This is a genomic window from Sorangium sp. So ce119, from assembly GCF_051524405.1.
Classification (GTDB): Bacteria; Myxococcota_A; Polyangia; order Polyangiales; family Polyangiaceae; genus Sorangium; species Sorangium cellulosum_G.
Window position 1 is genome coordinate 11,550,689 of the sequence record NZ_CP150310.1, and the last position, 11,770, is coordinate 11,562,458.

The window sequence follows — 11,770 nt, forward strand, 5'->3', positions numbered from 1 at the left end:
CGTCGCTCGAGGTGCGCGGAGCCGCTGTTAAGCTCCCGCCATGCTGAAGTTCTTTGTCTGCAACCGAGGTTCAGTAATTCCCGGCAGAACTGCTCTCTTCGCCAGTGTGCTCGCCCTTGCTGCGTGCGAGGGGCAGCTCGGCGACCTTGACGGCTCTCCTCCGCGCGGCGGTGGAAGCAGCTCCTCCGGCGGCGGCCCGCGCCCCGTCCCCGGGGGCTCCAAGCCGCTGCCCGCCGCCGCCTCGTGCGCTCCCGCGGCGAGCGGCGGCTCCACCGACGTCGCCGAGCCCCAGCTCCTGCTCCAGCTCTCCGACGACGACGAGAGCGCCTGGCTCGGCTCGCCGGCGGTCGCCGATCTGGACGGCGACGGCGCGAACGAGATCCTCGTCACGCACAACGGCAACGTCGTCGCCTGGGGCCCCGACGGCGAGCAGCGGTGGCGGTTCGACGAGTCGCGGCAGCACGGCCGCATCTGGGCGAGCCCGATCGTCGGGGATTTCCGCGGCGACGAGCAGCTCGAGACCGTCATCGCCGCGCGCACCAGGATCTACATGCTCGACGCGAACGGCCAGGTGGTCAGCGGCTGGCCCGTCACCTGGAACGACGAGATCCGCGCCCTCGCCGCGGGCGACGTCGACGGCGACGGCCAGCTCGACGTCGTGGCCGCGAGCACCGACCGGTCCCCCGACATCCTGATGGCCTTCCACGCGAGCGGGGCGCCTGTCGCGGGCTTCCCGCCGATCGAGAGCGAGACGATCGGGTGCGACGCGCGCCGCAGCGACGACGCCCAGTGCTGGATCGTGGGCGCCTACGACCAGAACCTGGCCATCGGCGATCTCGACGGAGACGGCTCTCAGGACATCGTCTCGCCGATGGATAACTCCTATGCCGGCTTCTATCACGGCACGGGAGAGGCCTTCGACGCGAATCCCATGTTCCGGAACCGCCCGAAGACGCCGGGCGTGCGGTACATGCACGATCTCGAGCTCGCGCAGCAGGGCTTCGGCGACAGCCGCGACCTGCAGGCCTATTTCAAGAACTCGGCCCCTGCGATCGCGGACGTCGACGGCGACGGCAAGCCGGAGGTCATCATGCTCGCCGCGGCCGAGGACGTCGACATGTCGGACCAGTCCCAGGGCGTCGGCCTCTGGGTGGTCCGCAACGACGCGAGCCGCATCGACGGCTGGGAGAGCCCGTTCTACGCGCCGGACTACCTGTCCGGCGGCGAGGATCTCGGCGGCAACATCGTGGCCGCGACCCAGCAGGTGACCGTCGCCGATCTCGACGCGACGCGCCCCGGCCCCGAGATGATCTTCGCGGGCCTCGACGGGCGGATCCACGCGGTCTACGCCGACAAGACGGAGTTCTGGGACGTCGAGTACACGAGCGACACGCAGGTGCTCACGGGCGGCGTCGTGGTCGGGGACCTGTCGGGCGACGGCATCCCCGAGGTCGTGTTCAACACCTACTCGACCGATGAGGACAAGAGCCACCTCTTCGTCCTCAACGCGGGCGGCAAGATCCTCCACAAGATCCCGCTGCCGCGGCTCGGCGCCATGCCCGTGCCGACGCTCGCCGACGTGAACGGGGACGGGACGATCGAGATCGTCGTGTCGCTCCGCGAGATCGGGTGGATCGACGGGCAGTACCCGGAGCCGTGCACCTATGTGTACACGGTGCCGCAGTCGTCGGATAACTGCCTGCTCTGGCCGACCGCCCGCGGCAACTACTACCGGAACGGCTGGGTCCGCGGCGCGGACTGACGCGCGCGCCGGGGGGGCCGCCCGCGCGGGCGGGCGCGTCCTCCTGCCCGCGCACGAAGGGCCGATCGCCGAGGCGGTCGGCCCTTCGCCGTTCTGGCCTCGCTCCGCGGCTCCCTGCGCGCGGAGCGCCGCGGCCCTCAGGCCGCGAGCGCCTCGCGGCAGGCGGCGACGGTCCGCTCGATGTCCTCTTCCGTGTGCGCGCCGCTCAGGAACGCCGCCTCGTACTGCGACGGGGGCCAGTAGACGCCGCGCGCGAGCATCCCCGCGTGGAAGGCGCTGAAGCGCTTCGTGTCCGAGGTGGAGGCGTCGGCCCAGGAGCGGACCGGGCCCTTCGTGAAGAAGAGCGTGATCATGGAGCCGACCCGCTGGACGCACGCGTCCACGCCGGCGCCCTTGGCGGCGGCCCGGAGGCCGTCCTCGAGCGCCGCGCCGAGCTTCTCGAGCCGCTCGTAGAGGTCGGGCGTGAGGCGCTCGAGGGTCGCGAGCCCCGCCGAGACGGCGAGCGGGTTGCCGCTGAGCGTGCCGGCCTGGTACACGGGGCCGAGCGGCGAGACGACGCGCATCACGTCGGCGCGGCCGCCGTAGGCCGCGAGGGGCATGCCGCCGCCGACGACCTTGCCGAGCGTGGTCAGGTCGGGCCGGAGGCCGAAGCGCTCCTGCGCGCCGCCGCGGGCGAGCCGGCAGCCGGTCATCACCTCGTCGAAGATCGAGAGCGCGCCGTGCTTGCGGCAGAGGTCGATGACGAGGGCGAGGAAGCCGGGCTCCGGCGGGACGCAGCCCATGTTGCCGACGACGGGCTCGAGGATGACGGCGGCGATGTCGCCGCCGCGGGCGGCGAAGGCGGCCTCGAGGGCGGCGGGGTCGTTGTAGGGCAGCGACAGCGTGGCGCGGGCGACGCTCTCGGGGACGCCGGCGGAGTCGGGCGCGCCGAAGGTGGCGAGCCCGCTGCCGGCCTTGACCAGCAGGTGATCGGCGTGGCCGTGGTAGCAGCCCTCGAACTTGATGATCGCGTCGCGGCGGGTGAAGCCGCGCGCCACGCGGATGGCGCTCATGGTCGCCTCGGTGCCGCTCGAGACGCAGCGCAGCATGTCGATGCTCGGGTAGAGCTCGCGGATCGTCTCGGCGAAGCGCACCTCGAGCTCGGTCGGCGCGCCGAACGAGAGGCCGCGGAGGGCGGCGTCGCGGACGGCCTCGACCACGGCGGGGTTCGCGTGGCCGAGGATGGCCGGCCCCCAGGAGCCGACGTAATCGATGTACTCGGCGCCGTCGGCGTCGAACAGCCGCGCTCCCTGCGCGCGGGCGATGAAGAGGGGGTCGCCGCCGACGGCGCGGAAGGCCCGCACCGGGCTGTTCACGCCGCCGGGCAGGACGGCGGCGGCGCGGTCGAACAGGGCTCTGGAGGCCGGGGCTCGGCCCCCGCGGGCGGGCGGAGGGGCGCTGGTCGCGTTCGTCATCGTGCTCCGGCCATAGCAGGGGCAGGGCGAGGGGGCGACGCGGATCAAGGCCCGCCTGGGCGGCACGCGGGGCGCGGGGCGCCGGGCGCGGTCCGGGGCGCCGGGTCGTGACCCGGGGTCACGGGTCGTGAGGTCGTGGTCCGGGGTTGCGCGTCACGGTCGTGGTCCGGGTTGCGCGTCACGGTCGTGGTCCGGGTTGCGCGTCACGGTCGTGGTCCGGGTTGCGCGTCACGGGCCGTCGTCTTGCGTTGCGCGTCACGGCGTCGCGGCGCCGTGCGTTGGGGGCGCCGGCGGTCGGCGGCGCGCGTGCGTCCCTGGGTCCACACGATCCTTTGCGGCGCGGTCGCGCTTGGCTATGGTGAGCGCCTGGAGAGAGGGGGCCGCGATCCGCGGCCCGGGCTGCTCCTGGAGACCGCGGGCGCGGCTCCCCGAGCACCAGCATCTGGTGAGCCATGCGGATCTCCGAGGACCCCGCTCCGGGGCAGCGTCTCGGGCGATATGAGCTTTTGCGCCTCATCGGCGAGGGCGGGATGGCCCAGGTGTGGGCCGCGCGCATGGAGGGCTCCCGCGGCTTCCACAAGGTCGTCGCGCTGAAGACGCTGATCCCGGCGCTCGCGAACGACCCGCAGTTTCAGCGCATGTTCCTCGACGAGGCGAACCTCGCCTCGAAGATCCACCACCGCAACGTCGTCGAGATCCTCGATCTCGGCGACACCGACGGCGTGCTCTTCCTCGTGATGGAGTGGATCGACGGGCAGACGATGCAGCGGCTGCTCCGGCCGGGGCTGCGCCCGATGCCGATCTCCCCGGCGATCGCCGCGCGCATCGTGGCCGACGCGGCGCACGGGCTGCACGCCGCGCACGAGCTCCACGACGAGCGCGGGGTGCCGCTCGGCATCGTGCACCGGGACGTCTGCCCGCAGAACATCCTCATCGACCGAGACGGCACGGTGAAGGTGGCCGATTTCGGGATCGTGAAGGCGTTCGAGCGGCTGGGCGACACGACGCAGACCGGCGAGATCAAGGGCAAGGGCGAGTACATGTCGCCCGAGCAGGCGCAGGGGTACCCGGTCGATCGCCGCTCCGACATCTTCTCGCTCGGCGTGGTGCTCTTCGAGGCGGTCACGGGCGCGCTCCCGTTCCAGGTGCTGCACGACCTGGTGCTGCCGCAGACCGGGGTTCCGGAGCCGCCGCGCCCCACGCTCATCGCGCCGCATTGCCCGCGCGAGCTGGAGGAGATCATCCTGAAGGCGCTCGCGCGCGACCCGCGCCAGCGCTTCCAGACGGCGGGCGAGATGGCGAGCGCGCTGGAGGACTTCCTCATGCGCCGGTCGGGCGTGATGACGAGCGCCCAGGTGGCCGAGCTCCTGATCGCGCGCTGCGGCGACGCGATGGAGGAGGAGCGGCAGAAGATTGCGGGCGCGACCGCGCCGCAGCAGCGCCCGGGGTGGCGGCCGAGGCCCGGCGCGACGCTGAGCGCGGGGTCGGTCTCCGAGGGCCGGTCGCGGGGCGCGCGCACGGATCCGCGGCGGGGGATCGGCGGGCTGATGCGCGCCGGCAGCGACGCGCTGCGACCGGTCGCGCTGCCGTGGCTCGTGGCGTCGGTGTCGACGGGGGTGGCGGTCGCGTCGCTCATGTTCGTCGCGCTGAGCCGGCCGCGGGAGCACCGGCCGCTCGTGGATCCGATCGCGGTGCAGGTCCAGCCGAGCGCCGCGGTGGTGCGGCTGAACGACGTGGTGCTCGGCGTGGGCAGCCAGGTCATCGCCCGGCCGAAGCCGGGGGTGTCGCTCTCGGTGGAGGCGCGATCGAGCGACGGCGTCTCGCAGAAGGTCGAGATCACGTCGGAGTCCCCCGCGCGCATCCAGCTCAACCTGGAGGGGACAGGCGAGCCCGCGCCCGGGACGCCGGCGCCGTCGCGCAGCGGCGTGGCGCCGGCGCCGAAGTAGGCGCGAGCGCGCGGGTCACGTCGCGGTGGCCTGGAACTCGCCGCGCAGGAGCCCGTAGACCGCGGTGTCGGTGAACCGCCCGTCGTAATACCAGTTCTGCCGGTGCTGCCCTTCGCGCGTGAAGCCGAGCCGCTCGAGCACGCGCGCGCTGGCGCGGTTCTCGGGGTCGAGCTGGGCCTCGACGCGGTGGAGATCCATCGACGCGAAGCCGAAGGGGAGCATGGCGCGCAGCGCCTCGGTCATGATGCCCTGGCCCCAGAACGCGGGCAGGAGCCCGTAGCCGATCTCTGCCCAGCGATGGGGCTTGTTCCAGCGCCAGAAGCCGCCGTTCCCGATGAGCTCTCCGCCCTCCTTGAGGGTGATGCCCCAGTAGATAGAGGTGTTCTCGCGGATACCGGCGCTGACGACCGCGAGGTTCTGCTCCGAGTCGGCGATCGAGCTGTCGGGCGCCCGGCCGGTGTAGCGCGTCATCTCCGGATCCGATCGGATACGGAAGAGGCGCTCGACGTCGGCGGGCCCGAGCGCGCGGAGCCGGAGGCGAGGCGTCGTGAGGACGGGGAACGGGTCGAACGATGCCATCGGCGGATGGCACCAGCGGAGTCGGCCGGGCGTCAAGCGCGGGGCACGAGGCCGCGGGCTTGACGGCGCTGCGCCCGCGGCCGAAACCTGCCGGGGAGGACTTCGCATGGCGCCGCTCGAGGATCTGCGTCCGGAGCAGCTCACCCCGATCGAGGTGGCGGAGGAGGGCGTTGCGATCGAGCTGGCGGAGGAGGGCGCTGCGATCGGAGTGGCCGAGGAGGGCGCCGCGATCGGGGTGGCCGAGGAGGGCGCCGCGATCGAGCTGGCCGAGGGCGCTGCGATCGAGCTGGCGGAGAGCGCGGCAATCGAGCTGGCCGAGGGCGTGGCGATCGGCGTGGCAGAGGAGGGCGCTGCCGGTGGCGGGCGCGGGGCGGGATCCGGAGCGCCGGGGCGCCGCGTCCGCTTTGCCCGCGGGGTCTCCGAGCTACCCGGCGATCTCGCCTTGGTGGTGCTGCACGAGGACATGATCCTGCGCTGGCGACCCACGCCGAACCGGCCGGAGGGCGCACTCGCGCGGCTCTCCGAGGTGGCCGTGGGCGCGGCGATCGCGGTCGAGCACGGGGGCACCTGGGAGGAGGGGCTCGTCCTCGGTCGCGTGGTGCGCCCGGCGCGGGCGGGCGGCTTCCGGGTGGACGGCGACGTGGAGCACTACCCATCCATCGCCGAGGCCGAGCGAGTGCACGGCCCTCTCGAGCCGGGCGACCCGCAGGAGCCGCCGGCGAGGACCGGCGATCCGGCGTTCGAGCTGGGCGAGCCGATGGGCCGCGACGCGCGCGGGCTCGCCCGCAGGGCGAGGAGATAGCCGCAGGCGTGCCACCCGCAGGCGCGCCGCCGCGCGGGCGCTCTGGCTTGCCGCGTGGGTCAACCGAGCTCGCCGAGCGCGTCGCCGCGCGCCTCGGCCCAGCTTTCGCGGCCGCGCAGCCGTTCGCGGTAGGCGATCACGTTCGGCCAGCGCTCGGCGTCGTCGAGGTGCGAGCCGCGGAGCATCGCGAGGGCGGCGCCCAGGGCGCAGTCCGTGAGCGACATGGAGCTCTTGAGCAGGTACTGCTTCTCATCGAGCTCTGCCTCGAGCAGATCGAGCGAGCGCGTGACCTCGTCGACGGCCTGCTGGAGGACCGCCTCGGCGGGGGCGGGGAAGCCCGTCTTCGGCGCGACGACGTTGGTCCACCAGATGATGCCGCAGTGCGGGGTCAGGTGCGCGCTGTCGAAGAACAGCCACTGGAGCGCCCTGGCCTCGGACGTCGGCACGTCGGGCCAGCGCGTCGTGCCGTGGGTGCGGCCAAGGTAGGCGATGATGGCGTTCGACTCCCGGAGCACGAACGGACCGTCCTCGAGGACGGGCACCTTCCGGTGCGGGTTCAGCCGGGCGAACACCTCGGCGCGCTGCGCGCCGCGAAACAGGTCGACCTCGACCGGCTCGTAGGCGAGCCCGAGCTCGGCGAGCGCGAGCCGCACCTTGAGCGCGTTGGGCGAGTGGAGGAACGTGTAGAGGCGCATGCCGATGCCGTAGCGCAACGGACCGGAGGGCACGAGCGGCGCGATGGAGGGGGACGGAGGAGCGCCGCAGGGGAGCGCGCGCGTCCGGATCAGGCGATGCCGATGACGGGCGGCACGACGGGAACGGCTTCGGGCTTCACGGCGCCGGCATCCGGCTTCGTGTCGCCCTTCTCGGGCCGGGGAGACGCCGGCGCGGAGCGCGTCGCCGTGTACAGGTTGGGGAAGCGGCCCTCGGGATCATCGTAATAGAAGAGGAACCGACCGACGCGGACGGCCTCGTCGTAATGGCGGAAGAGCAGCTTGGCGGCGCGCGCCTGGTAGCCTTTCCAGAGCGTCTGCTCGGGTGTCGTCGTGGCGCCGAGCAGGCGGAGGATCTGCTCCGCCAGGGCGCTTGCTTCCTTCTCGTCCTCGCTGCGAAAGTTCCGCTTGTCGTCCTGTATCGCCTCGCGGTGCTTCCGGTACATGCCGGCGGCGGCGGACAGGTCGTTGGCGAGGTCGAGGTGGCCGCTGCCCGCGCGCAGGTGCGCGAGCTGCGCTGTCGCCTCTGCGTCGCTGTCGAGGTGGTACTCGAGCGTCTTCAGCATGCGTGCGCGCGTCTCGTAGGCGCGCTCGACGAGGGAGGGCGGGAGCGCCGCGCCGGAATGCGTGGCCGAGGTGAGGAGGAGCTTGTGCCGGGCGAACCATGTCGCCCACGCGACGCTCTCGAGTCCATCGAGCAGCGCGGCGTCGAGCGCGCCCGCCGCGGCGATGGCCGCGATGCGCTGGCGCAGCTCGGGCGCGGAGAGCGTCTTGGCCACGCCGATAGCCTGCACGGCCGCTGCCTGGAGATCGAGCCGCGGCGTCTCCAGCCCGGCGAGCGGCATCGCGTCGAGGTCGGGCTTCACGCGCTGGAAGGCCGCCTCGGCAATATGGAGCTGGGTGGGCTCGACGGAGGGGGTCCCTGATTTCTTCGGGCTTTTGGGTTTGGGCATGAACGCAAGGACTAAGTCGCGCTGGGGCGAGTGTCGCAGGCGAGCACGAAATGGGCGCGATCCAGGAACATGATCGTGCGGTTGCATGTCGGCAGCGAGGATGTCGCAGGGAGCATGGGGAACGAACGCCGTGATCGGGGAGCGGGACATCGCGCTGAGCACCCAGGCGAGAGGAGCAGACGGCGCTCCGGCCGGTGCCTCGGTTGAGCGACGGCGGAGGACGCTGCGACGTAGCGCGAAGCGCGCGGTGCTTCGCCGCAGGTGGTGCAGGACGTAGCGGGAAGCGCGCGGGGCTTCGCCGCGGGTGGTGCGGGACGTAGCGGGAAGCGCGCGGGGCTTCGCCGCGGGTGGCGCGGGACGTAGCGGGAATCGCGCGGGGCTTGTCCGGAGGTGGTGCAGGACGTAGCGGGAATCGCGCGGGGCTTCGCCGCGGGTGGTGCAGGACGTAGCGGGAATCGCGCGGGGCTTCGCCGCGGGTGGTGCAGGACGTAGCGGGAATCGCGCGGGGCTTCGCCGCGGGTGGTGCAGGACGTAGCGGGAATCGCGCGGGCAGCGGATGGGCGACGGATCGCCTTCCGGCATCACGGGAGGGGCGCTCCGTAACCGTGCTGTGTCAACCGGAAAAAGCGCTGTCGATGAGGCACCTCGACGCGCGCGCACGGTCGCCACCGCCGGGGACGGACCACGTGTTCCGCCATCGGGCCGTCTCTTGTCATCCAAAGCGTTGATTCGTGGCGATTTCCAGCCGTTGACGCTCTACGGCGGGCGTACGTACCGTTCGTGCCATGCGTCTCGTCGCGCAATCGTTGTGGGTATGCTTGATGCTCGGCGTCGCGATCGGCCTCGCGCCTCCGATCCGCGCGGAGGACCGCGCTCCGGCGCCCGGACGAAGCGACGGTTCGGCCTTCAAAGAGCATCTTCGCCGTGCCAAGCGCGCTCGCGCACAGGGACGGTGGGCCGAGGCCGCTGGCGCCTACAGGGCTGCTTTCGAGGCGGCCGACGCGGCGTCTGCCACAGCGAGGGCACGCGCCGAGATCGCCGGGGAGCTCGGGCTCTGTGAGCTCGCGCTGCGCAACTACCGTGACGCGGCGGAGCACCTGGCGTGGAGCCTTGAGCAGGGCCTCGAGCATCACGATGCGCTGTCTTCTGCGCAGTACGAGCGATTCTCGGAGGGGCTGCGCAAGGCAGAGCCGTTCGTCGGGACGCTCGTCGTGGCGGTGGATCCACCGAACGCCGAGGTGATCGTCGATGGCACGCCCCGCGGCCGGACCGCGCGAACCCACCGGCTGTTCCTGAATCCGGGCCGGCACGTGGTGCGGGCCCGAGCGACGGGCCGGGAAGAAGCGCTGCACGTGATACAGGCCGTGGCGGGCGCGCGGCACGAGATCGCGACCGTGCTGCCGCGCGCGGCGGCGATCAGCGCCAAGGAGACCGCGCCGGCGAAGCCGAAGCCCGTGAGCGCCGCGCCCGCTGCGCGCGCCGAGGCTCCCGGCCCGCTCTCCTCGTGGCCGGGAACGCTGCGCATCGCCGGCATCGGCCTGACCACGGCGTCAGCCTCCTTCGGCGCCCTGTTCATGGTTCACGCGAGGGCAGCCGACGGCGATCTCGCGGAGCTCAACGGCAAGCTCGACGAGCTGGGGTTGACGTCGTGGGCCTGCCGGGAACCATCGCCCCCTGCGACGTGCTCCGAGCTGTCGCGCCTCCGGCGGCAGCGAGATCGGTTCGCCGCGCTCGGCACGGGGCTGGTGGTCGCAAGCGGCGTCCTCGGGGCCGTGACCGTCGCCTCGTTCTTCACCGATCTCGGCCTCGGCCAAGCAGAGCCCAGGAGAGACAACGTCGCGCTGTCGCCGATGGCCGCTCCGGGACAGATCGGCCTCGTGGCGCACGGGGTGTGGTGATGAGGAGCAAGCAGGTGCGTTTTCTCCCGTGGCGACGCGGCGTCCGGCTGTGCGCCTTGCTGGCCCTCTCGACGGGCGGCGCGGGCGGGCTCTCCGGGTGCATGTACGCGGAGGACTGCGCCGACGAGCGGATGTGCCTCGCACCGCCGAAGTCGCGGTGCGAGGTGATCGAGCCCGGCGCGGGTCCCGTGATGGACGAGTGCGGGGTGTTCGTCAGGGCGAGCGCGCCCGAGGACGTCCCGCGCGCTGGCACGCGGGCGGAGCCGTTCACGTCGCTGCAAGACGCGATCGTGGAGGCGCGAGCGCGGGGCCTGCGCCACGTCTACGCGTGCGGCGAGACGTTCCAGGAAGAGGTCACCCTGACGTCGGGGATCCACCTCTGGGGCGCTCGTCGCTGCGATGATGGCGGCTGGTCGTACGCGTGGGCGTTCGACGGGCCGAACGAGCCGACGGTCATCGCGCCGCCGGCGGGGATCCCGCTGCGGGTCGTCGGGGACGACGCCGCGACGTCGGTGATCTTCGGCGTGCGCGCCGTGGCGGCCGACGCCTCGGCGCGCGATGGCAAGTCGTCGATCGCGATGATCTTGAGCCAGGGCGCCAGGGCGATCGTGCGGGCCAGCGTGGTTATCGCGGGCGACGGCGAGGAGGGGGCGCCGGGCGAGGACATGCCCAGCGAACGGGCGACGTGGGGTGAGTTCGGGAACAACGGCGCGAACGCCTGCACCGCGGACTTCGCGACGGGCGCCCTGCCGGTCATCACCGTATGCGACGACGGCATCGAGTCCACGGGCGGACACGGGGGCTACGGCGGGCTCGAGGCGGGGGGCGACGGCGCGCCGGGGCAGCCGGAGCCGGCGGAGAACGACGACGGTTGGGGCCGTGCGGGCGCCGGCGCCGGCGTGACGAGATGCAGCGAGGGAAGCGATGGCGCGAACGGGGCCCACCGTGGTCGCGCCGCCGGCGCGGTGGGCGCGGGCTACCTCACGGAAGACGGTTGGGTCGGCGTCCGCGGCGAGGACGGGAAGAAGGGCGGCGTGGGCCAAGGCGGGGGCGGCGGCGGTGGCAGCAAATCGCGTGGCCCGATGACCGCGTGTCCAGCGAATCGCCCGCAGGCCGGCGCGGCGGGCGGCTCAGGCGGCAGCGGCGGTTGCGGTGGCCGGGGAGGCAAAGGCGGCGGCTATGGCGGGGCGAGCATCGGTATCGTGGCCTTGCAGGGGAGCGCGTTGACGCTCGAGGCAACGACCGTGATCACGGGCGACGGCGGTGACGGCGGGGTCGGCGGCACGGGCCAACCGGGCGGCCTTGGGCTACCGGGCGGACACGGCGGGCTCGGTGATCCTGGATCGCCTATGTGGGGCGCGTGCCCTGGGGGCAAGGGCGGCGACGGAGGTGACGGCGGCGATGCCGGCGGCGGCCTCGGGGGACCCTCGCTCGGCGTTGCATCGCTGGGCGCCACCGTCACCATCGCCCTCGGTACGAACATCGAGTACGGACGCGGCGGCGAAGGGGGGCCCGCGGGCAACGCAGCACTGGATGAGGAAGAGGGTAAGGGAAGGCCAGGTGATGCCATGCCTTACCGACAATTCGAGGGCCCCGCCCCCGTCCCGCCCCGCTGAGCGGCTCGACGCGCGCTACGCAATCACGAGGGAGAACGATGCGAATC

9 protein-coding genes are annotated in these 11,770 nt (G+C 72.9%); 5 read left to right on the top strand and 4 right to left on the bottom strand.

All coding sequences use genetic code 11. The annotated features are described in order from the left end of the window. Positions 1–40: 40 nt before the first annotated feature. Positions 41–1,762 carry an FG-GAP repeat domain-containing protein gene (locus tag WME76_RS43610; protein ID WP_437958055.1) on the top strand — a complete coding sequence of 574 codons (1,722 nt, stop codon included), beginning with the start codon at positions 41–43 and terminating at the stop codon, positions 1,760–1,762. Between the two features lie 137 nt (positions 1,763–1,899). Here the strand turns inward: WME76_RS43610 and hemL are convergent, their stop codons facing one another. After that, positions 1,900–3,216, bottom strand: a complete 1,317-nt coding sequence (gene hemL, locus WME76_RS43615; RefSeq protein ID WP_433932398.1) for a glutamate-1-semialdehyde 2,1-aminomutase — start codon at positions 3,214–3,216, stop codon at positions 1,900–1,902. Between the two features lie 506 nt (positions 3,217–3,722). Between hemL and WME76_RS43620 the strand changes: the two genes are divergently transcribed. Continuing rightward, a complete protein-coding gene (locus tag WME76_RS43620) occupies positions 3,723–5,162 on the top strand; it encodes a serine/threonine-protein kinase (RefSeq protein ID WP_437958056.1) in 1,440 nt (479 codons plus the stop codon). 15 nt (positions 5,163–5,177) lie between these two features. On the opposite strand, the gene WME76_RS43625 is transcribed toward WME76_RS43620, so the two are convergent. Continuing rightward, complete coding sequence (locus tag WME76_RS43625; protein WP_437958057.1) at positions 5,178–5,741, bottom strand: GNAT family N-acetyltransferase; 564 nt, start codon at positions 5,739–5,741, stop codon at positions 5,178–5,180. 106 nt (positions 5,742–5,847) lie between these two features. Here WME76_RS43625 and WME76_RS43630 point away from each other — a divergent pair, with 106 nt between their 5' ends. Further along, positions 5,848–6,543: a hypothetical protein gene (locus WME76_RS43630; protein ID WP_437958058.1), complete on the top strand. Its 696-nt coding sequence runs from the start codon at positions 5,848–5,850 to the stop codon at positions 6,541–6,543. Positions 6,544–6,602: 59 nt separating this feature from the next. Here the strand turns inward: WME76_RS43630 and WME76_RS43635 are convergent, their stop codons facing one another. Beyond that, a complete protein-coding gene (locus WME76_RS43635) occupies positions 6,603–7,271 on the bottom strand; it encodes a glutathione S-transferase family protein (RefSeq protein WP_437958059.1) in 669 nt (222 codons plus the stop codon). Positions 7,272–7,327: 56 nt separating this feature from the next. Further along, positions 7,328–8,209: a hypothetical protein gene (locus tag WME76_RS43640; protein WP_437958060.1), complete on the bottom strand. Its 882-nt coding sequence runs from the start codon at positions 8,207–8,209 to the stop codon at positions 7,328–7,330. 821 nt (positions 8,210–9,030) lie between these two features. On the opposite strand from WME76_RS43640, the gene WME76_RS43645 reads away from it, so the two are divergent. Continuing rightward, positions 9,031–10,107 (top strand): PEGA domain-containing protein, encoded by a 1,077-nt coding sequence (locus WME76_RS43645; protein ID WP_437958061.1) that lies wholly within the window; start codon positions 9,031–9,033, stop codon positions 10,105–10,107. Positions 10,108–10,121: 14 nt separating this feature from the next. Beyond that, positions 10,122–11,723 carry a hypothetical protein gene (locus WME76_RS43650; protein ID WP_437958062.1) on the top strand — a complete coding sequence of 534 codons (1,602 nt, stop codon included), beginning with the start codon at positions 10,122–10,124 and terminating at the stop codon, positions 11,721–11,723. Positions 11,724–11,770: the final 47 nt, after the last annotated feature.

What these genes read in the sequence shown, in the direction of transcription:
- WME76_RS43610 (WP_437958055.1), top strand. Translation starts at nt 41, where the DNA reads ATGCTGAAGTTCTTTGTCTGCAACCGAGGTTCAGTAATTCCCGGCAGA.
- hemL (WP_433932398.1), bottom strand. Translation starts at nt 3,216, where the DNA reads ATGACGAACGCGACCAGCGCCCCTCCGCCCGCCCGCGGGGGCCGAGCC.
- WME76_RS43625 (WP_437958057.1), bottom strand. Translation starts at nt 5,741, where the DNA reads ATGGCATCGTTCGACCCGTTCCCCGTCCTCACGACGCCTCGCCTCCGG.
- WME76_RS43630 (WP_437958058.1), top strand. Translation starts at nt 5,848, where the DNA reads ATGGCGCCGCTCGAGGATCTGCGTCCGGAGCAGCTCACCCCGATCGAG.
- WME76_RS43640 (WP_437958060.1), bottom strand. Translation starts at nt 8,209, where the DNA reads ATGCCCAAACCCAAAAGCCCGAAGAAATCAGGGACCCCCTCCGTCGAG.
- WME76_RS43645 (WP_437958061.1), top strand. Translation starts at nt 9,031, where the DNA reads ATGCTCGGCGTCGCGATCGGCCTCGCGCCTCCGATCCGCGCGGAGGAC.